Below are 25121 nucleotides of genomic sequence, written 5' to 3' on the forward strand. Positions count from 1 at the left end.
TACCGGTTATATACAATTTGTATCAGTTTGTATAAAAATATATTTCAAAAGTTCATTTGATATTGTACTACTTATTTTAGTTTTATGAGCTATAGCAATTTGTAGATTTCATGAAAATATTATTAACGTTTCTTGCCTGTTTTACATGTGCATTCCCGTGTTTTTCAAATAGTCCCGGCTACGGCATTATTCATAACAAGATCAATAAGACCATAAGCATTACAACACAAAATGGTCTTTCGGCTATACTGATTGGTTATGCAGAGGGTTGTTATATCCGTAAGCTATTAATAAAAGGGGAAAACAAATTATCTTCTTCGGGTGTTTATACAGGTTTCATAACCGGTTCTACTGCTTATACTTCCAAGCAGCTTTCAACAAGTCCTGATGTTTTCACAAATGCAAACAGTGCACAAATCACTAATATTACTTACGGTAATGGCAACAATAACGTTATGGAAACCTGGAATTTCGTGGTCACAAAAAAAACAATAGAATGGAGGATCACAAGACAATATACGGGTACACAGGTAATGGAGGACATTGCATTCCCCAAATGGAATTTTGCTGGTCTTTCCGTTTGGAAAGGTGGCATTATTGATAACGGTGGCATGGTTTGGTGTAAATATTTAAGTACGATAAATGATACATATGGCGTGCATACAGGCGGCACTATATATTGGAATGACAAAAACGGCGATGCCCTCTCAATCCAGGGAAAGGCCTTAAAGGGGAATTATATCGCTACAAAATATTCGCATAGCCCCGATAATGAATTTACCAGTACGCAGATCGTCTGTACACAACCCATAAGACAACGGCATAATTTAAGCCGGTTTGTACACGCCCGGCCTGATGTATTTGCGCCGGTGATCACCACAAAAGGAACGATCAGTGCACAGTATACCATTAGCTATGTTGATTATTTTAAAACATACAACAGGGGAAACTTACAAAACATCAATGCCGCTGCGGTAAGAGAATTGCTAAATACAACTGCAAGATACGGTGTAGTGGATAATAACATTGTGGGCGGCAACGGATGGATCACCAACTGGAAATGCCTGCATGAGCCTTTTTTCGCGCAAGTGGCTTTAGCTGTTGCAGACAGCAATTATACCAACAATCTTGCTGCCACGCTGGACCAGGAAGTGGCTTTAGCCCTACAGCCCGATGGACGCGTACTATCGCGCTGGCACAATGCACCGGGGGATGAAATTCCGGGCACTTTTAATGACAGCACCGGTTATTACGAAGCCATGTGGGGCTATACCATCGATTCGCAAACAGGATATGTGATCAATGTTAGCGGGTTATTTAATCTTACAGGAAATCTGGAGTGGCTGAAGAATCATGTGCGCAGCTGCCGCAAAGCATTGGACTGGTTAATCCGTCGCGACAGCAATGGTAATGGCATTTTTGAAATGATGAATAACAATATCAGCGAAGCAAAATGCAGCGACTGGACGGATATCGTATGGGTTTCTTTTGAAAACGCTTTTGTAAATGCGCAGCTATACGATGCTTTAAGGAAATGGGCTGAATGTGAACGCATATTAGGCAATATGGAAGCGGTTACCAGATATGAAACCATTGCTCAAAAATTAAAAGAGCAGTTTAACAGACCCGTTAAAGATGGCGGCTTTTGGTCAGAAGAAAAAAAGCAATTTGTTTACTGGAAAGACAATGACGGTTCGGTACATGGCGATAACCTGGTAACTCCTGTTCAATTCATGGCTATTGCTACCGGGCTTTGTGATGATAAAGAGCGTATTCATAAAATCTTACACCAAATTGAAGAACGCACCGTGGCAGAAAATCTTTTTCACTGGCCTTTGTGTTTCGACTCATATAAGCAGGAAGAAGTTTCCGGTGGTAACTGGCCTTTTCCTCAATATGAAAACGGGGATATTTTCCCGACCTGGGGGTATATTGGCGTACAGTCTTATATTCATTACGACAAGCAACTTGCTTTAAAGTACATTATTAATCTTTTAAAGCAATACGAAAAGGATGGGCTTTCATTCCAACGCTACAGCAGGGCCACACAAAAGGGGTCAGGCACAGATATTTTATCAGGAATATGTACCGGCATTACCGCGTTGTATTCAGACATATACGGTATTCAGCCCCGGTGGAACCGCTTGGTTATTTCACCCAATTTAGTGCCCGCGCTTTACGGAACGGATTTTACATATCCGTTGCGGGGCAATGATTATAAAATACAGCTGAATGAAAAGAACTATCAGGTTCGTTTTTCTTCTTATACGATAAATTACAACACCAGCTTCGGCATAGCCGGAGATAATGGCAGTCTGAGGTTCTATCCCGGCGATCAGGATAAAATATCCTTATCTGTATGTAATATTTCTAAAAAAGGCATAACGCTTTCGGTTATTGATTTTAATAAGAAGGGAATAAATTTCGGCATAAAAGAAAAAGGCAGGTATAATATTTCCTTAAGCGGGCTTACTCCCGGTACAGCTTACCCAATAACAATTAACGGTTCTGAAAAAACAGTAACCGCTGCAAAAGACGGCGTCATACATATTACAGGATACCAGATAAAATAATTGTTCAGCCGTAAACATATATAATAGCATGAAACTTCAGATACTTTGCCCGCAATGGGGACAGGAGGAACTGTCTGTTGAAGATTTTATTATAAAAGTAAAAAAAGCAGGATATGACGGCATCGATACATGGGTGCCTGGAAACAGAAGTGAACGGAACAGGTTAATGCGGCTATTAGATCAATACGGCTTAATGATGGTAAGTCATCAGCACCAGGCAGGCGGCTGTACAATTGACGAATTTTGCAGGTCATTTGAATACTACCTGTATTTGTCTGCAGAAACCCATCCTGTTTTAATTAACTCACATTCCGGCAAAGATTATTTTTCACTGGAAGATCAATGTCGGCTAATTGATATTGCTGAAAATTTTTCTTTAAAATACAAGATCCCGGTTGCGCACGAAACACATCGTGGCAGGATGTATTATTGCCCGCAAAACGCAAAAGAATTATTCAGGCTGCGCCCCTCTGTAAAACTAACGGCAGACTTTTCACATTGGGTTTGTGTAACGGAAAGTTATTTGGAAAATTTCGGGCCAATCCTGTCTGAAGCAATCGATAAAACCATTCATGTGCATGCAAGGATAGGGTTTCCCGAGGGACCGCAAATACCCGATCCCCGTTCAGAGCATTGGAAAGAGCCTGCAACTAAATTTATGGAATGGTGGAGACAGATCATCATTAATAGAAAGAACAAAGGGGCCGGAACTTTAACCATCACCTGCGAGTTTGGCCCGCCGCCTTATATGTGGACGGACAGCAATAACAACCCTGTGGCATCTCAGTGGGATGTCAATATGTATATGCAGCAATTATTACGCAAAGCATTTGAAAGCACAGAAGTATAAACAAACTCCTGTACTTTCAATCAGCCTATTTCTTATAGATTAACGGATTCTGAGCATTATCGTTCAGCAGATCCCCCACCTTTAAAGCAGCCACCTGTTCATCACTTAATATATTCCGGATGCCATTAAACGTAGCGCCATCGGGCATATAAGCGCAGGTCATGGCACGACGAAAACCATTGGTCATATTGGGGCCTGCGCCATGAATGGTTAAACCATTATGAAAGGAGCAACTGCCGGCCTTTATGGGAGCCGCCACTGAATTCGCTTTTCTGAAAGCAGGATACACATCAAAAACAGCATCCATATTTTTCCCGATGCCTAATTTTTCAAATGTTGTATGCTGATAAGATCCAGGAATAAAATAGAGGCAGCCATTTTCTAATGTAGCATCATCCAGCGCCACCCAGATAGACAATGCCCTGCGATCGCTGAACGACCAGAAAGGAGTATCCAGGTGCCATGCAGTAGGGTTTGCCCAGGGCTTTTTTATCAGTGCCTGATCGTGCCAGATACGTGTTCCATCCCAACCAGCAAGTGCTGCCACCATTTTGCCGATTCGTTCATCAAGCATTATCTGCTTTACCTTCCTATTGGTCTGCCAAAGGTTTAATAGTTGGTCAAATACTTTTCCAAAGTAGTCGCTATCTTCATTAATGCCATCATCCTCTCCTACTTTCACTTCGCGGGAAGGCATTTTTCTTCCGTTTCTATCCTGCACAGCCTCAGTTACAGCTTCACGCCAGAACTTCAGCTCATCATTATTTAAAAAATCATCAATTACCAAAAAACCATTTTGACGGTAACTTTCAATTTGTTCAGGGGTTAAATCTGTGTTCATAAACTACATTTTTTAATTATGAATATTTTAATATATGTTGCAAGCGTATTATACATTAAAAGAACACTGTCACCCGGAGGCAACCATAAAAGCGTTGCATTTAAGTTCATTCGGATGACAAGTTGTTTTTAATAGCTTCCAACACTTGTCATTAACAGCCTGACGAGCCCTGATCCGATTGTAATCTTACCCTTCGTCAGGCGGACATACCTTCACCTGGTGCCATTTAAAAGTCTAAACGGTATGACACATCAAATCTATTATCTGCAGCTGTTTAGGAAAAGCATGAAACAATTTTTTCTTTGTACGTTTTGATATTTTTAAAGCAAACCCGTCATTACTCAGAACATACTTTAAGTATTTTACAATTATGATGCAATTAAAGACGCTCCCCTATATATCCCTCGAAACTCAGTAACGGATTATAAAATACAGCCAAACCGGAGGCTATAATAATGCTGCCGGATTCATAGACAAGCATCTGACCTGTAAAACGTTTGAGTCAGCCGTTCTTTTACTAGAATTCAATACAGTTTCTGATATAGCTATGCCGGCATCTTTTCCTTTATTGATTTCAGAAAGCTGATGCGATAATTTTTTGGAGAAATACCCGTTTTTTTCTTAAACAGTCTGGAAAAATAATAAACCGATTCAAAGCCAGTCTGGTCAGCTATTTCATCAATATTTAACACAGTTGATTCCAGCAATTCCTTTGCCCGGTCTAATCTTAACTGTTGATGATATTGCTGGGGCGACTGCCCGCTGACCTCTTTAAATTTTTTTCTGAATGCTGAATAACCCATTGGCAGTTCCCTGGCAAGGCCTTCCATGTTTAAAGCCTTTTCAAATGACTGATGCATTAAAAATTTAGCCTTAGAAATCAACCTCGCAACCGGGTCATTGTCATATTCCCTGGTAATAATGGCATTATTTACCTGACCCAACAGTTGCAATAATAATCCGGACAATTGCTGCGGGTAACCCACCAATGATTGCTTTACCAAATCCAACATTCTGTTGAAGAGTGCCAATAACTCTTTATTCAAGCCTACTTTAACAATGGGTTGCCGGGAATTAAAAAATCCCTGCTTCATCAGCTCATCAGCATATGAACCATGATAACCTATCCAGTATTCTTCCCATCCTGATTTTACATCCGGTTTATAACGATGCCATATACCAGGGAAAAGGAAAAAACAGGCACCTTCTTCTATTTTTTCCGGTTCAGTATGTGCCGAACAGAAATTGCCCATGCCTTTGCTGATAAATACCAGGTAATAATCATTCAAAATCCTTCCCCTGTCCCAGGTTAGCTGGTGGCTCTGAGGATGCACTCCGGATGGGTAATTTTCATTTGCTTCCACTTTAGAATAGCCTACTGTAGTGGCATACAATCCCCACTTTTCCTCTAAGGGCCCTATTGACAGATATTTAAAAAAACTCTTACTCATACCCATTCCTGAAAACGAATGATTAACTTAATTCATTGACTGAACCCGGTTCTTTTTCATTTTTTCATCCATTTGCCGGTTAAACCGGCCACTCTTTTTACAGCAGAAATTATCAGTTCATATGTGCCCAGTACATTCAAAAATAGGCTTACTTTTTTATTTCACAATCCTGTTTTTGCTTTACCAGTCAAAACCGCAGCCTGCCATTCCATAACGACTTTACATTCCGGCCCTGCAGCATAACCCGGTATTTTTTTATCCTTTGTTCAATACTCCCGTTTACCGCCGGTTTTATCGTCTTGAACAGCCGTAACACATCAAAAAGCCGCTGCGATGATCCCGCAGCGGCCTGTTATTTTTACTTTAAGGCATTGCTTCCGGTTATTTACTGTACTTCTATTTTTTTGGGCACTTTCTTCCTGGCCTCTTCTTTTTTAGGAATGGTCAGCTGCAAAACACCATTTTCGTATTTTGCCTGAATACTTTCTTCATCCACAACATCTTTTGGCAATTGAAAAGTACGCTGGAAGGATTGATAGCTGAACTCCCTGCGGGTATAATTTGCCTTTTCTTCTTCATTATTTGTCTGCTTTTCTGAAGAAATAGTCAGCAGGTTCCCATCCAGCGTAATATGAAAATCCTTTTTGTCCATTCCGGGAGCCGCTACTTCAACCTCATAGTTGCCATCTGTTTCTTTTACATTTACTGATGGCAATGTGGTTTGTGTAGATGAAAAGTTTTTATTCCCCCAGTTAAAAAGATCGCGGCTCCAGAAATCATCCAACCAACCGGAGAAACCGGGTAAAGCTCCTTTGTTTTCGTTCCATTTAACAAGTGACATAATCAACCTCCTTTTTTTAAATGGTTAATCAGTAATAAAGATCCTGACTGTGTTAATAACAGTCCTGTCAATAAATAATCAAATGATTTACCATTGCCGGCATAGCTGAAAAATTTTCAGTTTTCCCGACAATTTATCAGCTATACAATGACTTTCTTTTTGCCAGGCAAGGCTTACTCTTTCGTTTAATACTGAACTGGAAAAGAGAATATCGGTCTGTATCCTGTTGGTTATAAAACAAATAGATTTCTGTTAGTAATAGTTTCGCCTTCCGAATGCCAGGAGCGGGAACAGTTTATTGCTGACATAACAATGGTATCTTTATACAGCAGGTCTGTTAACCACTACCAGGGGCATTACAAAACCGGTCCGTTTGTATAAAAAACAGGTGCTGCTTTCATACGCCTTTAATAAATCAAATGAACATTGATCATATTTTCATTTTTACGGATGACAATGGCAGCATAGCCGATGAGCTGGCTGATCTTGGGCTGACCGAAGGTGGCAGCCGTAATCATGAGGGACAGGGTACTGCAAACAGAACCTTTGTATTTGAAAATTTTTATCTTGAAATCCTTTGGGTACGGGATGAACAGGAAATAAAAAGCAACAAAATACTGCCTACGGGCCTGCATACAAGAGCGGGCCTTGGAACAACTCCCGCTTCGCCCTTTGGGCTCTGCATTGAAAATACGGATGAGACAGAAGCACTGTTTAAAAACGCTTTTCCATACCAGCCGGATTATTTTCCACAGGGAAAGACAATTGATATTTTGAACAGGGAGCATAACCTTTATTTGCCATGGACGTTCAGGTTACCCTTCAAACGCAACAGGCAGGGGCTTCCGGCACCTGTTAGCCATAACACCGGTATGAGCGTTCTTACAGAGGCAGTCTTCTATTACCCGGCAGCCGATGACCAGGGTTTTCTGGATCACTTTACCGGACAAAAGGCAATCCGGTTTCAGAAGGCAGATAATACAGGGCTAACGCTGACTTTTGATAAAGGAAGGCAGGGCCTTACAAATAAATTGGATGCGCTACAATTAACCATCCTATATTAAGAGAACAAGCCCATTGCCATAACGCTTTAAGCAGGCTGGTAAATCATCTGCCATAAACATTCTGGCCATAATCCCTGAATGGTACCAGAAGAATTTTGCGCCCGGATTCCCTGCAGGGTTTTCAGGATGATTGTAAACCATTGACGCTATATCCGGAGCTGTCAGCAAGGATATTTTACATATTCGCGAGGCGGCACACCAAACTTCTTTTTAAACGTCCTGGTAAAATGTGCCTGGTGGCTGTACCTCGTCAGGTCGCTTACTTCGGAAATGTTTTTTTCACCGGATAGGAGCAACTGCCTGGCCTGTTCCATTTTCACTTCTGCTACCATGCCAAATACCGTAGTGCCAAACACTTCTTTAAACCCTTTCTTCAGGGGAAATTCGTTGGTACCTGCCGGGCAAGGTCAATAAGCGAGCAGGGGTTATGCAGTTGCTTTAGTATCAGCTCTTTGCATGATACATTTTTTCTGTATCAGCAGGCTTTAGTGAACAGAACACATTACAGTCGTGCGTGGCCAGCTGTTCCAGTTGCAGCAACAGCAATTCAATCATTTTTGCTTCCAGGAAAAGGCGTTTGTACATTCCTTTTTTAGTACAGTTGATGATAGCGTTGATAATGTGCAGCATTGCGGGTGTTATAGGCATATGATGCTTGCCCAGTAACGCCGGCGATTGCTTCCGGATCAGGTGCAGAAAATGATCATACGCAGTTACATCCTGCAGGTACTTTTTAAAAACAGCGGATACACTGCACCTGGAATGGATGGATTGTTCCGTTGTCGACAACTTTACCGTAAAAGGATATACGGCAACATTTGTAAAGCAGGATACAGTTTTACGGCATACTATTTACCGGCTTAATCACCCGGTACTGCCCGGTGATAGTTTACAATGCATGATCAGGGGCAGGTTACACTGCCAGGGCTTTACCAATGGCGACTCGCAAAAAGAGCTCACCTTTAACGGAAGCTTCCTGTCGCACAATATCCTGCCTTTTTTTGGTTATGATGACCGGCGGGAGCTGAAGTCCAACCAGTACCGGCCGCAATACGGCTTGCAGAAGCTGGCCTCCCGGCTACCGGATACTACAGACCAATTGGCTTCGCGGCAGTTGTTCGCTTCCACACAGGCTAACACGATCAATTACACCTTTACGATCAGCACTTCTGCCGGTCAAATGGTTGTGGCGCCGGGGCTGCTGCAAAAAGAATGGCAGTCCGGCAGGCGGCAGTATTTCCGCTTCGTCAATCAGGCACCCGCTCTTTTTGATTTTTCCATCCTTTCTGCACGCTACGCGGTAAAAAGGAAGCGTGTTGACATAGCTGGTCAACCTGTGGATATAGAGGTCTATTACCATCCCGGGCACAGTTGGAATACGGATCACTTTATCACCTCAGCAAAAGAAGCACTGGCCTATCTGGATACGGTATTGGGCAGGTATCCTTATACTGTTTTGCGCATTGCAGAAAGGTCCTATTATGATGAAGCGCTGTATGCTTACGGCAATGTCATCACATTACCCGAAAACCATGGATGGACGGCTGATATACGCCGCCAGGAAGACCTGGATTACCTGCATTACAGCACTACAAGGTTGATTGCGGAGCAATATATGAAACAGGCTAATATCAGCCGTACACAGGGCTATCCTGTTATTACACGTTCTATTCCCGGTTACCTGGCCATACAGGAATTAAACCATTTTTACGGGGAGGCAGCGCTGCAAAAAAGACTGGGAAAAAATCATGATACCTATCTGAAAGGCCGGGCCAAAGAAGAAAATACAGAGCCCGTATTGATGCAAAGCGACGAGGAAGCGGATTATGTGTCCGAGCAAAAAGGCAGCTATGCGCTCTACCAGTTGAGCCGGCTGGCCGGAGCGCAACGGGTGAACGGGCGATCACCGCTTTTTTAGACACGCAAGGATCGCCGCCGTGCAGGTAAATGCAGGATTATTTTACCGGAACCTGCTGGCCGCAGTAGGAAAAGATCATGAAGCGTTCCTTAAGGCTGCATTTGAAAGCAATGAGGTGCTTAAGCCTGATAAAGAGGCTGCCGGTACAGCCCGGTAGCATTCAACAAAAGAACAGACCCACCATCATCGTATAAAAACCTAATACAATGGCTGATAAAAAGATCCAGACAGCAATCACTGATGCGGTAGCTGATACCCTGTTCATTCCGCTTTTTATGCGCTGCAGGGAAACACATCGCCATGATGCTATAATAAAAGACCCGCTTGTCTGTGAAATCATCCGGCAACTGAACTATGACTTCTCCAGGTACAGCAAAGGTATCATGAGCCTTACCGATGTTGCTATCCGCGTAAGACATTTTGATAATAAGATGTGGACATTTATTAACCGTAAAGCAACCTATAGTTGTTTTAATAGGCTGCGGGCTGGATACAAGGTATTACAGGCTGAAGGACGTAAATGCCAAAGCCATCTTTTATGAGCTGGATCTACCGGAGGTAATAGCCTTACTCAAGCAATTGCTGCCGTCTGCAGCCAATGATCTTTACCTGCCACACTCTATGTTTGAGACCGGCCGGGGATGGCTGCTCAAACTCATTCCCACCTTTAAGTATAGGGGCAGGATACTGAGCTACCGGGGGAGCCGCTGATCAATTCCGTCAGCACCGCTCAATCGTATTTATAGAAACACAACCCATAATCCAAAAATTTTCAAAGGCGTTCTTCTAAAGAATGCTGCTTATAATACATTTTCTAACTTTATTACCGGTAATTCTGCGGGTAATTCATCTGGCCTGATGGCAGAAAGATCAATTTCACAATCGTTTCCAACATTTTTCACTTTTAAGGACCGGTCTGCTCCCAGCAGATACGCCCCGGCACCGGCAGGCATGTGCATATTCTTTACTACTATTCTGCTTTTATAGTCTGGCAGAATACAAAACAGATCCTTTCCTTTACGGGTAAAAAACAATTCTATTGAAGCTGTATCCTTTTTAGGAGTCACCAGGTCAGGAACACTATACCCGGCCATATAACTTTTGTCGCTCCTGGCAGGCATACGGCCCGCACTCCATTGATAGGGTTGTTTATAGGCGGTTGTACCGTAAATTGCAGCTCCGTTTATTTTAAGCCAGTTCCCCATTTCTGTCAACCGCTGCTGCATAATAACCGGAATGCGGCCATCCGCTGTAGGGCCAATATCTAACAGAAGATTTCCTCCCCTTGCTACTATATCAACTAACAAAAGCAACAACTCCCTGGCGCTTTTATAATCCTTTAACTGCTCATTCCGGTTGTACCCGTAAGAATGGCCAATGCCCTGACTTTCTTCCCATACAACATCCGCGTTCATACCCCCGCCGTATTCTGAAGTAGTATAAGTAGCGCCGGTATTCTTGCCCCTGGTATTGCTGCCCCACCGGTCATTTACAACCACTTCCTTTGCTACAGGAGATTCATTAAACAGCCAGGCCAGCAGTTCGGGGCTGTGCCAGGCACTATCCGGAAGCTCCCATTCACCATCGGCAAAAATGAGGGACGGCTTATATTTAGTAACCAGGTTTTTTAGCTGGGGCAACATATGCTCCGTTACAAACCGCTTCCGGTCTTTTTGCCAAAGGGGATTAAACCATTCATACAGGGAATAGTAATATCCCATCTTTAACCCCGCAGCTCTTACGGCGCTGGTAAGGTCTCCCAGCAGATCCCGTTTGGGCGTGCCCGTTACCGCATTCCAGGGGCGCCCCCAGTTGCGATCTGCCTCTGCGCTATTCCAGAGACAATAGCCTTCATGGTGTTTTGAAGTAAGCACTACATATTTTGCTCCGGATGCTTTCAATATATCGGCCCATTGCTTGGGGTTAAACAACTCTGCTTTAAACAGGGATTCAAACTGCGGATATAAAAAGCCGGCCCCATAATTCTTCTTATGAAAGGCCATAAAATCCTTTTGCGGCTCGCCCTGTATCCGGTACCAATACCACTCTGCATAGCTAAGCCCGCTATTAGGGATTACCGGGGCATATGACGGAACTGCATAAAGCCCCCAATGGATAAAAATGCCGAACTTATCCTGCTGAAACCACTCCGGGATCTTCCGTTGGTTAAGAGATGCCCAGTTGGGCGCGTACTTTTGTGCGGGCACCACACTCCAGGTTATAACAGCTAAGAACAGCAGGCAACGTTTTTTCATTATTATGGATATTTCTTTTGGAATGGCACCGAAGATAGAGCAATTTGTGCACATTATTACTGCACTTCTTCCCATTGTGGTTGATAGCCGGCCCTGAAGGTATTCACCAGAGATCTCGGTGTTAAAACAGTTACATTTTTTAATGGTGGCTGTGCAATTGTCTTCTTATATCCAAAGGGGGTCCATTGATGCAGCAGGTGGTTTGCGACCAGGTAAGGCTCGCTCTGATACAATACAAAAACGCCATCCGGAAGACGGCTGAATGCCTCTTCGTAAGTAACTTTCTCTCCTTTTTTATTAATGCGCTCTTTATGAAGCACAGCATCAATTTCTTTTACGGGAGTTTTTTCGGTAAACCCATATTCAGGGTTGCCTTTTAACCAGCAGGCCTTAAAATGATTGAATGCCTTTCTCCTGCATTCAAAACAGGGCCGGTGGCCAGCGGCAAATGCAGTGGCTTCATCCAGGAAAAATAGTTCCGTATACCGGTTTGGCGCCATTACCACTCTTTTTCGCCCTCTGAACTCCAGCAGGCATGTGATCCATGCCTTCAGCCTGAACCGATGGGTAATCTGTTTCTTTTCATTATGAATCCTTCCGCGGTTGCCCATCCAATGACCGCGGGCTTCCGTAAAAATTAAACGGCCCAGTGGATCTACCCTGTTTTGCAGCATTTTTTATTTAAAGTTACGAATTCAGGTGCAAGCTGTTAGCAACAGATGATTAATGCTGAATGCGACTCTCTGCCCCTGACGATTGCAGATCAGATCTATCACATACACCTGCCCGCCGTAATTTTTTTTATCTTTTTTAAAGTAAAACAGAAGCCATCCCGTCTTCCTTAAAAAGGCCCATTTTTTAAACAAAAAACAAAAAAAATGAAACACAGATTTTTATTTATTCTTCCAAGACTGGCAATACTTGCAGTATTGATTGGTACCGCATCCTTAGTGCTTTTTCTCTTGTTTAAGTTACTGTTACTGGTAATAGCAATAGGTGTGATTGCCGCAATTGCCGGAAAGATCATTTCAAAAGCAAGAGCAAAATGGATGGAGAATGCCGGCTTGTCCACAGGGCGGGAGCCTTACCACCGCCAACTACATGGCCCTGCCACGCTGCAACCTGTTGCCAGCAACAGGCGTCACGCCCAGCCTGCTATTATTCCTATTAATTAAACTCTATTTACTCAACGATAAAACAAATAATCATGTTTACCCATCAATCGATCAATGATCAAGCACAAAGCCCTTTTGAAGCCCGTTTTAAGCATTGTGGTGGCTTTTGGGGCAGAAAGTTTGGCCGTCATGGCTACGGCGGTCATCCCTGGGCTCATAAATTACAGCAGTTTATGAACAGCCGAAAGGCCGCAAATATTGAAGAAACAGATCAGGCTTATGTCCTGTCTTTATATGCAGCCGGGTTAAAAAAGGAAAATTTCAGAATATCTGTAAATGATGACGTGCTTACAATTAAGTATGCAACAGATGAAACCGGCAGTGAGGTACAATATATTCTTCAGGAATACCAGCCAGGTTCATTTGAACGTTCCTTTCAATTAAATGATAAAGTGCTTACTGAGAACATAGAAGCGGTATATGTAGACGGCGTTTTAAAAGTAACACTTCAGAAAAACCCCGAAACCACAAAACCGGCTCAGGAAGTTAAAGTGGCTTAGTTTCAGATTTGCTTTGTACGCGCTCCGGGTCATGCATCCGGAGCGTTTTTGATAACAGGCTTATACTACCCTGTTTTCCGTATAAGGTAATAAACAATTGCGGTAATGATGAGTGCAATTGCCCAGTAAAGTCCTGCATCAGAGCTATTTCTGCCGCCACCTTTATCATATCCGGATGCAGTTTTTTTATAACTCTCCGGATTATTCTTTTTTGTTAACGTTCCGCTGCTGTACGATTTCGCTGTATAATGATCCGCAATCCTGTTAGCAGAACTGTGATCGGTTTTTTTGTTCATCAGCTTATTCAGCCGGTCTTTAAGATCATCCAGATCCATGTTCTTTACAGTCACCTGGTTATTTAAACCAGCCTGTATTTTTTCCCATTGCGGGCTTTCCGTTCCCTGATTTCTTTTTATAACATCAAAACCGGTGTAATGCGCATTATAGGCATTGTTCGTTTTTAGCGTTGTGATTTCTTCTGTAAAAGGAACAGTTCTGGCAAAATCTTTTATATCATTTTCCTTCAATGTTTCTACAAAAAATTGAGCATCTTTCAGGTTCATCCCTCCCTTATCCTGCACCAGTCTGACAGCCTCCAGCTTCTTGCCCTTGCGCAAAAGATCCATGACAGGGTTAATATCAATAGCGGGCTTTTCTGATCTTAGTATGGATAGCCGCTTACCCGGCTCCGTGGTATCCGCAATTTTATCCACGAAGTCTTTAGCGCTTTTCAGATCCCATCCTGTAGCATTTCTTACGGTTATGACAGCATCTGTTTTCCTGCCTTCCCGTAAAAAGGTCAAAACCTTTTTAAAATCTACCTTTTCCGTATCGGTAGCAGCATGGCTGTCTTCAACATTTTTCATTCGTTACAGCTTTATCTTTCCTATACGGATAAATGTAATTAATATTTTTTTAAAACAAAGAAGCCCCCCTCTTTTAAAACAGCCCGGGACTTTGAGTAAACAAAAAAGAGGCTGCTTCCTGCGTTTTAAAGACAAGGCAGAAAACAGCCTCTGACGGTTAGCAACGGCCCGTTATTTCACATTTACTCCATAGTGCTGCGCTGACCACCGGAGAGCATCAAAAGCTCCTGTACCAGTATTTCCGTAACCTGTTTTTTTTGCCCGCTCTTATCTTCATACCGGCGGTTCACCAGTTTGCCTTCAACGGCAACTTCCCGGCCCTTTTCAAGATATTTTTCGGCAATATCAGCCACTTTTCCCCATGCTACCAGGTTATGCCACTGGGTTTCTGTAACCCGTTCTCCCTTTGCATTTTTATAGACCTCGTTAGTGGCAATACTAAAACGGGCAACCTTTTTACCGGTTGTGGTTGCTTTTACTTCCGGGGCATTCCCCAGGTTACCGATCAGTTGAACTTTGTTTTTTAATGCGTACATGATTTTCATTTTTGTGCCTGCCGGGCAGGCGGTTAAACAATTTTTTATTTCAATTGAATCAATTGCAATTCAACAACCCAAAGATGCAGCCGGTAACAACCCTTATTCGGTTTTTAAACGTTTACTTACGTAAGTAAGCGTTTGTAAACGTTTGTAAACGGATAATTTTGTATATTGTATGCAGAAAACCAATTGAATATGCCAACAGTAACCTCTGAAGAAAAACAATGCCTTTTTTGTAAAAAATCAATAAAAGGCCGGGCCGATAAAAAATTCTGCGACGATTATTGCCGGAATAATTACAATAATGCCGCAAAAGGAGCCTCTGTAAACCTTATCCGTAATATCAATAATGTGCTTCGTAAAAACCGGCAGATCCTCAGCGAACATTTAAAAGAAAACGGGAAGACGATAAAGATCCACCGCGATAAATTGCAGTCGGCCGGTTTTCAGTTCAGGTACAATACCAATCAATACCAGACCCAGAAAGGCCAAACCTATTTTTTCTGTTATGATTACGGATACCTGCCCTTAGAAAATGACTGGTTCTTAATTGTTAAACTGGAACCTGGCATTAGTCTTTAACTATTATTTTTTTACAGGCCCAATCTGATCAGTACAGGATATTAACAATTTTTAGTCCGCAGAATTATGTAACTTACTGGTGTATTGCATCATCAACAAAACAGTTTTATATGAAAACAAGACCTGCCCTGCTGTTCCTGCTGATCATTACAGGCGTTGTCTGTTCCTGCTCATCGCAGCAGCAAATAAGCAACCGGGACTCTAAAATTGCCCAGCTGATTGATGAGCAGACCTATACTTTTGTGGCACAATCGGTACTTCCAACAGAAGACAGCCGTTATAATGTGCGTAATATGTTTCCCAACAGCAGCGCCAATCTTTACCAGCTGACCTCCCGCTATGATCTGAAGATCACGCAGGATTCGGTTATAGCCTACCTCCCGTTTTTCGGAAGGGCCTATACGGCACCCGTTGACCCATCCAAAGGCGGCATACAGTTCACTTCCACAAAATTCAGCTATAAAAAAACAATGCGAAAGGGAAGTTATGAAATCGATATCCGCCCAAAAGACAATAACGATATACAGGCATTATACTTAACTGTTTCACCTTCCGGTTATGCTTCTTTAAGAATTACGAGCCTGAATAAAACGCCCATTTCCTACAACGGGGTCATCGGACCGAATAAACAGAATAAATAAAAGGAAATCGTATTTTTTTAAAAATTATTATTTTCGGGGGCGTTATGAGCGTACCCGGAAAAATAAGAATATACATACGGTCCACCTTCGTTTGTGTGTTTGTTTTTGCAACACTGTTTCTGTATGCTGCCGGAACAGGCAGTGATACTGCTGATAAAAAGAGCTCTCCCCGGGAAGCCTTACTTTACCTGAACAGCCTTACTGGTCTGCAGCAAAGCAAATGGTGGCCTAATGTGGAACCCTCTTTGCTGATAGAAAATTTAAAAACATTCACCACACAACCTTTTGCCTTTTATGAAGGAAGGGCCACTAATTTTTGCGCCTATTCCTCCATCACTTATATTCCACTGACCTATGACCCGATGGGCTTTGCAAAATTTATGATCGCGCTGTATAAAAACGGGCAGGCAAGTATGGGGAAGGAGCAGTTCAGGCCCTCCAAGCCTGTAAGACAGGAAGCCGGGCTTTTAAGGTACAAGGGCTCACTGGATATCAACGCCGCCGGGCAGATGTGGTTCCTGACCCTTGCGGATCATTTTAAAGGCTATCTGAATTTTTTTAACCGCCGGTTCCGGAAGGGAGGTGAAAATACTTTCTGGGCATCGACCAATTATGCAAAATTCAACCGGATGCTGCGCCGGTTATTTCCCGGCACCATTAAAACCCGAGGTTCAGACCTGTTTAAGCCATCCATCAGGCATCTTCCGGAATACCTTGAAAAGCAACTGCAAAAAGGGCTTGTTTTCCTGTACCTGAACAATAAGAAGCTTTATAAAAAAACACACAGGCGGTCAATGATCAGCACACCTACCCATTACGTGTTGTTAACATCCATTCATACCTTGCAGGATGGCAATATAGAATTTGTATACTGGGACTATGGGATGAAGACATTGCAGCAGTTGCCGCCAGGCTTTTTGGATAACATTATTTACGGAGTAACAGTATGGCAGAACAAGACAGAATAGCCTTTAAAAAATACACAAAGACATGCCTGGTCCTGCTCCTGGCACTGGCGGGGTCCTGCGGGATCTCAAAGAATTTTCCTGAAAAGTTTTATGCGCAGAACGAGTCCAGATTAGTAGGTATAAAGACGGATTTTCAAAAGCTGCACGCGGCACATCCCTTTTCTGTTCTTTTTGAGGAAAGAACCTTCTCCAATATTTCCTTTGAATTTATTGAAGATTCCATAAAATATATTTATCATTTCAATATCAACGGGCCGGCATTCAAAGACAGCCTGATAGCTCATCATTATGATCCGGCTGCAGTAATACAACTGATCAATGATATGCGTTCTATCCAATGTACCTGGATCGCTAATATTGATTACTATGAAAACCTGCAGCCCCGTAAATTAGTGCAGATGACGGTGCGCAACAAAGCGCTGAACAGCAGAATAAAGGGAGAAAGCTACTGCACACTGGTATTCTTTGAACTACCCCAACCTTTCAATGATAAAGGGGTTTTTCTCGACCGGTCAGATAAAAAAAGGCGCAGACAGATCAACGGCCACATTCTCCGGAAAGTAAACGACCGGGTAGGCTATGCTATTACCAAGCAATATCGTTAACAAACCGACATGAAATTTTTCAGGCTTAAAATACACAAAGGAAGCCTGAAAAATGTCATCAAAGGTTCCTCTTGGCCAAAAACAATAATAAATATACAAGAGAAAATATACACAGTTGTTAGTAATTCTTGATCTAAATTAACTTCCGTTAAATTTCAAGTTGTTATTTTTGCCGGATGGTAAATTCGAAAGAGTGTGTTCGTTTTGCTATATTGGATATGAATGAAGGGCATTCCAACCAGGGCATGCGCTGTATAAAAGATATCGTGCACAGATGGGCAAACGAAAAACGGGTTGAATTGATTTATGATGTCTTTGAAGTTCGTTTAAAAAATGAGCTGCCGGACATGACCTACGACATTTACATTTCAAGCGGAGGACCCGGGGACCCATTGAGCAGCCGCTTTGACGACTGGGATATTCAATGGAACAAATGGTTGAATGAAACCCTTCGCTGGAATGAGAACCCGGGCAATGACCGGAAAAAATTCGTTTTCTTTATCTGTCATTCCTTCCAGTTGGCCAGCCGTTATTTTAATGCGGGGCTGATCTGCAAACGCAAATCGACCTCCTTTGGGGTTTTTCCTGTTCACCTGCTGCCGGAAGGAAGGGTGAATGTGATTTTCAAAGATCTGAATGATCCTTTCTATGCAGTTGACAGCAGGGATTTTCAGCTGATACAGCCCAATCTTGACCTGCTAGGTGAAATAGGAGCCTATATTACCTGTATTGAAAAAGAGCGGCCGCATGTTCCGTATGAACGGGCTGTAATGGGCATTTCTTTTAACCCGTATATGTTTGGCACACAGTTTCACCCTGAAGCGGATGCAGAAGGGATGCTGAAGCATTTCCAGTCGGAAGAAAAAAGAAAAACGGTCATCGACAACCATGGTGCGGCTAAGCTGAACAGTATGATCGATCAGCTAAAAGATCCTGATAAAATCATGTGGACGAACCAGCATCTGCTTCCCAATTTTCTTAATGAGGCCCATGAACATATAATGGAAGTAAATGCTGTGGCCTGATTTCCTCCTGATGGATCTCAATTATTGTATATAATAAATGCGCTCCGGAATGAAGCGCATTTATTTTTTATGAATACCGACACTCAAAACTTCAGATCCGGCCAGCCATCACGGTAAGTACGTTTTACATATTGATTCGCAGGCTCAAAGTTGGTTACCTTCATATTTGGCCCATCCCATGTTAAGGTAATGCCGCGGCCGGGAAATTTGCCTTCCGCATCCTTATAATTAAAGCTGCGGATAGCCAGGTTACCCATAAGGATGCTTTCTGTTAACGGTACAGCATATCCTATAAACGGAGAATCCACCATTTTATGCCCTTTTTCATAACCGGCAATGCAGGCGTCTACCCATTGTTTATAGTGCCCTTCAGCGCCACCCGGTATGCGCGGATATTTTTTGGGCACTTTAATATCCTTTGTTTTGGAAGTAGGCAGTAATGTAGGGTCCAATCCGTATACACCGCACATCATTTTTCCTTTGGTACCAACAAAAAGCACACCATTGCCTTTATCGCCATGGCCGCCCATGATTTCATTAGGGCCTAATTCATCCGGGCGCTCCGGCTGAATGCCACCATCCATCCAGTGCAATTTTATATCTTTTCCGTTTTTGCTTTTGTATTTAAAATGAACAGAAGAAGATACAGGCGGACTGTCCGGGAAGTATCCCTGCTGGAAATTACCTGTATAAATGGTGCTGGTGCTGCAGGTTACTTCGGTAGGAAAGCCCAGCCCTAATACCTTAAATACCGGGCCTACAATATGACAGGCCATATCGCCCAAAGCGCCGGTACCATAATCCCACCAGCCCCGCCAGTTAAACGGAACCACGTTACCTTCATATTCCCGGTAAGGAGCCGTGCCCAGCCAGAGATCCCAGTTCAATCCCTCCGGAACAGACGGCTTCTCGTTGGGCCATGCAATACCCTGGGGCCATACCGGCCGGTTGGTCCAGCAATAAACAGATTCTATTTCGCCAATCAGCCCTGCTTCATACCATTCCCGCAAATCGCGCACCCCGTCATTAGAAGAACCCTGGTCGCCCATTTGCGTTACTACCTTATAGCGCTTTGCCGCTTCTCCCAGCATTCTCGATTCCCATATATCATGTGTCAGCGGTTTTTGCACATACACATGCTTATTCAGTTGCATGGCATGAAACGCAACAATGGCATGTGTATGATCCGGGGTTCCTACGCTTACTGCATCAAAATGCTTACTTTCCTTATCAAGGAGCTCCCGCCAGTCGTTATAGTATTTGGCTTTGGGAAACAGTTTACGGTTTTGCGCTGCCTGCCGGTCATCCACATCCACCAGAAATGCTATTTCAGCATTTCCGCTCTTTGCAAAATGACGAATGTCGTCACCGCCTTTTCCGCCGGCGCCCACACCTGCCACCAGCAGCTTATCACTTGGTGCTACATAACCGCGCCCCAGAACATGACGGGGAACAATAAAGAAAGCGCTTCCTGCAAGCGCTGTGTTTCTTATAAATTTTCTTCTTGAATAATTCTTTTTTTGATTCATGATGACAAAAAAGATTTAATGAAATATGATTGAAAAAAAATGATCCTCAAATACACTTTACTATAAGGTCAGGCTCCATCCTTCACGGTAATCCCGTTTCACAAAGCGGTTGGCCTCATCAAAGTTGGTGATCTTCATGTTCTGTGCATCCCACAGGAGCTTTTTGCGGCCTGTAAATTTACTTTTGCCCCAGCCGGATATACTGGGATCCATATACAACGCGCTCCGGATGGCCAGGTTGCCCATAAGAATGCTTTCCGTAAAAGGCCCGGCATATTCAAACGGAGAGCTGGTGACTCCTTTCCCGTAACCATCAATGCAGGCATTTACCCATTGCAGATAGTGCCCGTCCTCACCGCCCGGTACCCGGGCAATTGTTTCTTTTACGGCTTTTGCGCTTTCATTTTTTGAAAGTGGCAGCAGCCTGGGGTTAGCTCCATAACAGTCTGCAAGCAATTTGCCTTTTGTACCAATGAATAAAACGCCGCCATCCCAGTTGCCAAACTCTTCTTCAGGCAACAACTCATCAGGACGTTTCGGCAGCAAACCTCCATCATACCAGGATACTTTCAGTGTGCCTTTTTTGTCTTTCCTGGGATACTCCAGGTGAATAATAGACGCTACCGGGCAACTATCAATATTATTGGCTTCCTGGTTCATCCCCGTCCATTGATTGGCAATACTGCATTCTGCTGAAGAGGGATAACTTATAGGCAGGATCCTGAAAATAGGATCCATAATATGGCAGGCCATATCGCCCAGCGCACCGGTACCGTAGTTCCACCAGCCCCGCCAGTTAAAGGGAACATAAGCAGGGTTATAATCATCTTTGGGCGCCGTGCCCAGCCACAGATCCCAATCCAGTTCTTTGGGCACTTCGAAATTCCCTTTTGGCTTAGGCACTCCCTGTGGCCATATAGGGCGATTGGTCCATGCCTGTGCTTCAATAATATCGCCAATCAGGCCCGCATCATACAATTCTTTCATCCGGCGTACCCCATCGCCCGATCCGCCCTGGTTTCCCATCTGGGTGATCACTTTATATTTCTTTGCAGCCTGTGCCAGAATACGCGCTTCATAAATATCATGTGTCAGCGGTTTTTGAGTGTATACATGTTTTCCCAGTTGCATTGCTGCTAACGTAGCAACAGCGTGCGTATGATCCGGCGTACTGATACTACAGGCATCAATGTTCTTTGCCTCCTTTTGCAGCATTTCCCTGAAATCTTTGTAATAGCTGGCTTTAGGGAACCTTTTTCTTGAATTTGCAGCAGCACGGTCATCCACATCGCACAGCGCTACTATATTCACTTTCGGGCTTTTAGCAAATGATGCCAGATCCCCTTCTCCTTTACCTCCGGCCCCGATACCTGCAATATTCAGCTTATCAGACGGAGCTATAAACCCTTTTCCTAAAACATGCCTGGGTACAATAAAAAAAGCAGTTCCTGCAAGGGCTGAGTTTTTGATAAACTTTCTCCTTGAATGATCATTCTTATCCTTCATAATGGCTTAAAAAAAATTTAACAAATCAGATTTAAGGGAAGTAAAGTAGGCATTTTCTCTGATAAAACTTGAGATGCGTATTATTTTTTTCCATTTTTTTTGAAAAATGGCTAATAATGCTGATCAACGACCCGGCTTTTTAATTCATCCTTAAAAAGAACTTCCACCTTAAAGTTCATGGGCGCATAATATTGTTCCAAGATCTTACGGATCTTATCTTTTGATTGTTGCATATATACCGGATTGCCCTCCATCTGTTTCCGGGACTCAGCGTACAGCTTTTTCTGAACCGTGGCATAATAAGTTTCATCCGGCGATTCCAGCATACCCCTGCGCGTCATCGCATCTGCCCGGTCCATTCGCAGCTCGTAGCTGAGCAGTTGCGGAGCAGGGATAACAATGTGCACCACTTTATTTTTTTCTTCTATATTCACTTGCTGTTTTTCCAGGCTCACTCCGTATTTAGCTATATAAGGGATTGAAATATTGACGGTGCGCTCCATAAACATTTTTTTGAAAGCATCTGTCATAGTGCCATCGTTGGTAATATTCGTGGTCTTAATATTGGCAGTGCCCTGCACTTCCAGCGAAGCCAGCTCGGAAACCTCCTTAACAAAGGCCGCATTCAGCGCAATATTTTCAATCGTTTTGGTGCCATTCTTTTTTCCCAGCAAATACGCCAGCACCCCTATGGCAACCGCACAAAGCACTATGATAAACGGTAAACAGCCTTTCTGCATTTTACAAAAATTATAAAAGTTTTAATCCGGGTTTAAAATTAACCGATTATACGCTAAAACCTTGTTATTAAATACCGCTTTTAAAAATCCGCCTATGATTTTAAACATTTCGTTGTATATTGGCCTGTCTTATTTAATAAATTTTAAAAGGCCATTTGAATGGAAGAATTGCAGATCAAAAAACAAGCTAAAAAATATGATGTAGTAATTGTTGGTTCCGGTGCAGGCGGTGGCATGGCGGCATACGTATTATCCAAAGCAGGCTTAAATGTCTGCATGCTGGAAGCGGGCCCCATGTACAATCCGCAGAAAGAAGTTTTCCAGCTAAAAAGACCCTGGGAGTCGCCCCGCAGAGGCCGCGCTACCAAATACCGCCCTTTTGGCGATTTTGATGCCTGTTATGGGGGATGGAATATTGAAGGAGAGCCTTACACCAAAGAGAAAGGCACTGAATGGGAATGGTTCCGGGCGCGCATGCTGGGTGGCAGAACCAATCATTGGGGCCGTATTTCACTGCGTTTCGGGCCAAGGGATTTTAAAGGCTACAGTTATGATGGTGTGGGTACCGACTGGCCCATTGGTTATGATGATATAAAACCCTACTACGACAAAGTAGACCAGTTGATCGGGGTGTTCGGGAGCGTGGAGAACCTGCCAAATGAACCGGACGGTATTTTTTTACCACCGCCCAAACCACGGCTGCATGAGCTTTTTATAAAAAAAGGCGCCCAGAAATCGGGCGTGCCGGTGATCCCTTCCCGGCTTTCTATCCTTACCAAAAAATTAAATGATGAAAGAGGCTCCTGTTTCTTTTGTTCACAGTGCGGCAGGAACTGTAGCATGGCCAAAGCTGATTTTTCCTCTTCAAACGTATTGATATACCCGGCATTAAAAACAGGTAAACTGGAAGTAATCGCCAATGCCATGGCACGCGAAGTGCTTACGAATACGGACGGAATGGCAAAGGGAGTATCCTATGTGAATAAAGAAGACATGCTGGAGTACCAGGTAGAAGGGCGCGTGGTGATACTGGCTGCCAGCGCCTGCGAAACAGCCCGGCTTTTACTGAACTCAAAATCCCAGCGACATCCAAACGGATTGGCAAACAGCAGCAATGTGGTGGGCAAATACCTTCAGGATAGTACAGGCGCTGCCATGGGGGGTATATTCCGGAACTTTTTGGACGAAAAAGATATAATGAAGATGGCGTAGGCGGTATGCACGTTTACTCTCCCTGGTGGGGCGATAATAAGAAGCTGGGATTTCCACGCGGCTATCACATAGAATATTGGGGGGCTTTGGTCAGCCGGCCTATGGGTTTGGAATGGGGCTGGAATCATTAAATGGTAAATACCCCGTAAACGGTAAAAAGAAAGAGGCCGGTGGTTATGGAAAATCCTTCAAGGAAGACCAGCGCTATTTCTATGGTGCTTCCGTAGGTATGGCCGGCCGCGGAGAAGCTATTGCGTTTGAGCATAACCGCTGTGAAATTGATCCCAATGTAGTAGACAAATACGGCATTCCTGTTTTAAAGTTTAATGTTACATTAAGCGATTATGAAATAAAACAGGCCAAGCATATGAAGGAAACCTTTAAAGAGATCATGCACAATATGGGCGCGGTGATCACTTATGGTGATGACGGTCCTGAAAACAACTATGGTATTGACAAACCAGGATATATTATTCATGAAGCCGGTACTGCACGTATGGGCGATGATCCTAAATCCTCGGTACTGAATAAGTGGAGCCAGGCACATGATTGTAAAAACCTGTTTTGTGTAGACGGCAGCCAGTTTACATCACAGGCTAATAAAAACATTACCTGGACCATTCTGGCCTTAAGTATGCGTGCAAGCGAGTTTATTATTGATGAAATGAAAAAACAGAATTTATAGTCCCGATAGTTATCAGGATGAACATTGGACATCAGATATCCAGCATACAGAAACATTAAATGTACAAACAATGAAAAGACGTGATTCACTCAAATATATAGCAGCCGGGGCACTGGCTACCGGCACCCTGGCCATTGGATGCAAGCCGGGTGAGAAAAAAGACAATTCGCCCGCAGCTACTACGGAAAAAAAAGCCGGCCTCCACCGTTATGAAGATGAAAAAAGGTACGAGGAGGAGGTAGAAAAGCTGCCGGACTTTTTTAATGCGCATGAGATGGCTACCATCACCCTTCTTGCAGATATTATCATTCCTAAAGATGAAGTAAGCGGCAGCGCCAGCGATGCAAAAGTGCCGGATTTCATCCAGTTTACGGTAAAAGACCAGCCTGAGCTTCAAACGCCTATGAGAGGCGGTTTACGTTGGCTGGACATGCAGTGCCTGAACAAATACGGGAAAGCTTTTAAGGACTGTTCTTCTCAGCAGCAAATTGAAATGGTTGATCTGATCGCCTACCCGGACAGGGCAAAAGGCAAGCCGGAACTGGCACAGGGTGTGGCCTTTTTTTCAAAGCTGCGCGATCTTACCGCCACCGGCTTCTACACCTCTGAAATCGGCGTAAAAGACATCGGTTATGTGGGCAGCCAGCCCAACCAATGGAACGGGGTGCCGGACGATGTGCTAAAACAATATGGGTTGGCCTATACCGAAAAAGAATTGAAAGAATGTGTAAGCTTTGCATAAAGATGCTGTAGTC

General features: G+C 43.5%; 28 protein-coding genes. 16 read left to right on the top strand and 12 right to left on the bottom strand.

Annotated elements, in window-relative coordinates; genetic code table 11:
• Positions 1-110 precede the first annotated feature (110 nt).
• Both A8C56_RS13225 and A8C56_RS13230 read left to right on the top strand, forming a co-directional pair.
• Positions 111-2573, top strand: coding sequence for an alpha-L-rhamnosidase-related protein (locus A8C56_RS13225; protein ID WP_067756835.1), 2463 nt, complete (start codon positions 111-113; stop codon positions 2571-2573).
• Positions 2574-2601: 28 nt separating this feature from the next.
• The gene (locus A8C56_RS13230) at positions 2602-3423 is read left to right on the top strand and encodes a sugar phosphate isomerase/epimerase family protein (protein ID WP_067756838.1); all 822 of its coding nucleotides are present in this window, start codon (positions 2602-2604) and stop codon (positions 3421-3423) included.
• 25 nt (positions 3424-3448) lie between these two features.
• Here A8C56_RS13230 and A8C56_RS13235 read toward each other — a convergent pair whose 3' ends face one another.
• From A8C56_RS13235 to A8C56_RS13245, 3 genes are all read right to left on the bottom strand, one after another.
• Positions 3449-4264 carry a phytanoyl-CoA dioxygenase family protein gene (locus A8C56_RS13235; RefSeq protein WP_067756841.1) on the bottom strand — a complete coding sequence of 272 codons (816 nt, stop codon included), beginning with the start codon at positions 4262-4264 and terminating at the stop codon, positions 3449-3451.
• A gap of 545 nt (positions 4265-4809) precedes the next feature.
• A complete protein-coding gene (locus tag A8C56_RS13240; RefSeq protein ID WP_067761998.1) occupies positions 4810-5715 on the bottom strand; it encodes a helix-turn-helix domain-containing protein in 906 nt (301 codons plus the stop codon).
• Positions 5716-6100: 385 nt separating this feature from the next.
• Entirely contained in the window at positions 6101-6556 is a 456-nt protein-coding gene (locus tag A8C56_RS13245) for an Hsp20/alpha crystallin family protein (RefSeq protein WP_067756844.1), read from the bottom strand.
• A gap of 419 nt (positions 6557-6975) precedes the next feature.
• Between A8C56_RS13245 and A8C56_RS13250 the strand changes: the two genes are divergently transcribed.
• Complete coding sequence (locus tag A8C56_RS13250; protein WP_067756847.1) at positions 6976-7620, top strand: VOC family protein; 645 nt, start codon at positions 6976-6978, stop codon at positions 7618-7620.
• Between the two features lie 161 nt (positions 7621-7781).
• Here A8C56_RS13250 and A8C56_RS13255 read toward each other — a convergent pair whose 3' ends face one another.
• Together A8C56_RS13255 and A8C56_RS13260 are read right to left on the bottom strand one after the other, a co-directional pair.
• On the bottom strand, positions 7782-7976 hold the full coding sequence (locus tag A8C56_RS13255) for a helix-turn-helix transcriptional regulator (RefSeq protein ID WP_067756850.1): 195 nt from the start codon (positions 7974-7976) through the stop codon (positions 7782-7784).
• 88 nt (positions 7977-8064) lie between these two features.
• Entirely contained in the window at positions 8065-8409 is a 345-nt protein-coding gene (locus A8C56_RS13260) for a hypothetical protein (RefSeq protein ID WP_067756853.1), read from the bottom strand.
• On the opposite strand from A8C56_RS13260, the gene A8C56_RS13265 reads away from it, so the two are divergent.
• The 3 genes from A8C56_RS13265 to A8C56_RS25510 all read left to right on the top strand — a co-directional run bounded on the left by A8C56_RS13265 (position 8387) and on the right by A8C56_RS25510 (position 10249).
• Entirely contained in the window at positions 8387-9538 is a 1152-nt protein-coding gene (locus A8C56_RS13265) for a M1 aminopeptidase family protein (RefSeq protein ID WP_157097975.1), read from the top strand. The two genes, A8C56_RS13260 and A8C56_RS13265, sit on opposite strands and share 23 nt — an antisense overlap.
• A 206-nt stretch (positions 9539-9744) precedes the next feature.
• The gene (locus A8C56_RS25070; protein WP_067756859.1) at positions 9745-10080 is read left to right on the top strand and encodes a hypothetical protein; all 336 of its coding nucleotides are present in this window, start codon (positions 9745-9747) and stop codon (positions 10078-10080) included.
• A complete protein-coding gene (locus A8C56_RS25510) occupies positions 10046-10249 on the top strand; it encodes a hypothetical protein (RefSeq protein ID WP_394330816.1) in 204 nt (67 codons plus the stop codon). The genes A8C56_RS25070 and A8C56_RS25510 overlap by 35 nt, the downstream gene beginning before the upstream one ends.
• Before the next feature lie 89 nt (positions 10250-10338).
• Here the strand turns inward: A8C56_RS25510 and A8C56_RS13275 are convergent, their stop codons facing one another.
• Entirely contained in the window at positions 10339-11793 is a 1455-nt protein-coding gene (locus A8C56_RS13275) for an alpha-L-fucosidase (protein ID WP_067761999.1), read from the bottom strand.
• 56 nt (positions 11794-11849) lie between these two features.
• A complete protein-coding gene (locus tag A8C56_RS13280) occupies positions 11850-12467 on the bottom strand; it encodes a hypothetical protein (protein ID WP_067756862.1) in 618 nt (205 codons plus the stop codon).
• Between the two features lie 204 nt (positions 12468-12671).
• Between A8C56_RS13280 and A8C56_RS24500 the strand changes: the two genes are divergently transcribed.
• Both A8C56_RS24500 and A8C56_RS13290 read left to right on the top strand, forming a co-directional pair.
• On the top strand, positions 12672-12968 hold the full coding sequence (locus A8C56_RS24500) for a hypothetical protein (protein ID WP_157097976.1): 297 nt from the start codon (positions 12672-12674) through the stop codon (positions 12966-12968).
• Between the two features lie 32 nt (positions 12969-13000).
• The gene (locus A8C56_RS13290; protein WP_067756868.1) at positions 13001-13468 is read left to right on the top strand and encodes an Hsp20/alpha crystallin family protein; all 468 of its coding nucleotides are present in this window, start codon (positions 13001-13003) and stop codon (positions 13466-13468) included.
• A gap of 65 nt (positions 13469-13533) precedes the next feature.
• On the opposite strand, the gene A8C56_RS13295 is transcribed toward A8C56_RS13290, so the two are convergent.
• Both A8C56_RS13295 and A8C56_RS13300 read right to left on the bottom strand, forming a co-directional pair.
• The gene (locus A8C56_RS13295) at positions 13534-14334 is read right to left on the bottom strand and encodes a hypothetical protein (protein WP_067756871.1); all 801 of its coding nucleotides are present in this window, start codon (positions 14332-14334) and stop codon (positions 13534-13536) included.
• Positions 14335-14516: 182 nt separating this feature from the next.
• Positions 14517-14870, bottom strand: a complete 354-nt coding sequence (locus A8C56_RS13300; protein ID WP_067762001.1) for a single-stranded DNA-binding protein — start codon at positions 14868-14870, stop codon at positions 14517-14519.
• A gap of 198 nt (positions 14871-15068) precedes the next feature.
• Here A8C56_RS13300 and A8C56_RS13305 point away from each other — a divergent pair, with 198 nt between their 5' ends.
• From A8C56_RS13305 to A8C56_RS13325, 5 genes are all read left to right on the top strand, one after another.
• A complete protein-coding gene (locus A8C56_RS13305; RefSeq protein WP_067762003.1) occupies positions 15069-15455 on the top strand; it encodes a hypothetical protein in 387 nt (128 codons plus the stop codon).
• A gap of 110 nt (positions 15456-15565) precedes the next feature.
• Entirely contained in the window at positions 15566-16096 is a 531-nt protein-coding gene (locus tag A8C56_RS13310) for a DUF4251 domain-containing protein (protein ID WP_067756874.1), read from the top strand.
• A gap of 44 nt (positions 16097-16140) precedes the next feature.
• Positions 16141-17064, top strand: a complete 924-nt coding sequence (locus A8C56_RS13315; RefSeq protein ID WP_157097977.1) for a hypothetical protein — start codon at positions 16141-16143, stop codon at positions 17062-17064.
• Complete coding sequence (locus A8C56_RS13320) at positions 17043-17669, top strand: hypothetical protein (RefSeq protein WP_067756880.1); 627 nt, start codon at positions 17043-17045, stop codon at positions 17667-17669. The genes A8C56_RS13315 and A8C56_RS13320 overlap by 22 nt, the downstream gene beginning before the upstream one ends.
• A 176-nt stretch (positions 17670-17845) precedes the next feature.
• A complete protein-coding gene (locus A8C56_RS13325; protein ID WP_067756883.1) occupies positions 17846-18694 on the top strand; it encodes a glutamine amidotransferase-related protein in 849 nt (282 codons plus the stop codon).
• 83 nt (positions 18695-18777) lie between these two features.
• On the opposite strand, the gene A8C56_RS13330 is transcribed toward A8C56_RS13325, so the two are convergent.
• From A8C56_RS13330 to A8C56_RS13340, 3 genes are all read right to left on the bottom strand, one after another.
• Positions 18778-20223: a Gfo/Idh/MocA family protein gene (locus tag A8C56_RS13330; RefSeq protein WP_067756886.1), complete on the bottom strand. Its 1446-nt coding sequence runs from the start codon at positions 20221-20223 to the stop codon at positions 18778-18780.
• Between the two features lie 60 nt (positions 20224-20283).
• Positions 20284-21729 (bottom strand): Gfo/Idh/MocA family protein, encoded by a 1446-nt coding sequence (locus tag A8C56_RS13335; RefSeq protein WP_067756889.1) that lies wholly within the window; start codon positions 21727-21729, stop codon positions 20284-20286.
• Positions 21730-21839: 110 nt separating this feature from the next.
• Positions 21840-22469, bottom strand: a complete 630-nt coding sequence (locus A8C56_RS13340; protein WP_067756892.1) for a DUF4230 domain-containing protein — start codon at positions 22467-22469, stop codon at positions 21840-21842.
• A 159-nt stretch (positions 22470-22628) separates the two neighbouring features.
• Between A8C56_RS13340 and A8C56_RS25075 the strand changes: the two genes are divergently transcribed.
• From A8C56_RS25075 to A8C56_RS13350, 3 genes are all read left to right on the top strand, one after another.
• Positions 22629-23681, top strand: coding sequence for a GMC family oxidoreductase N-terminal domain-containing protein (locus tag A8C56_RS25075; protein ID WP_245645461.1), 1053 nt, complete (start codon positions 22629-22631; stop codon positions 23679-23681).
• Positions 23682-23757: 76 nt separating this feature from the next.
• A complete protein-coding gene (locus A8C56_RS25080) occupies positions 23758-24366 on the top strand; it encodes a GMC family oxidoreductase (protein WP_245645463.1) in 609 nt (202 codons plus the stop codon).
• Between the two features lie 70 nt (positions 24367-24436).
• The gene (locus A8C56_RS13350) at positions 24437-25108 is read left to right on the top strand and encodes a gluconate 2-dehydrogenase subunit 3 family protein (RefSeq protein WP_067756894.1); all 672 of its coding nucleotides are present in this window, start codon (positions 24437-24439) and stop codon (positions 25106-25108) included.
• The last annotated feature ends 13 nt before the right edge of the window (positions 25109-25121 follow it).

The organism is Niabella ginsenosidivorans (assembly GCF_001654455.1).
Lineage (GTDB): Bacteria > Bacteroidota > Bacteroidia > Chitinophagales > Chitinophagaceae > Niabella > Niabella ginsenosidivorans.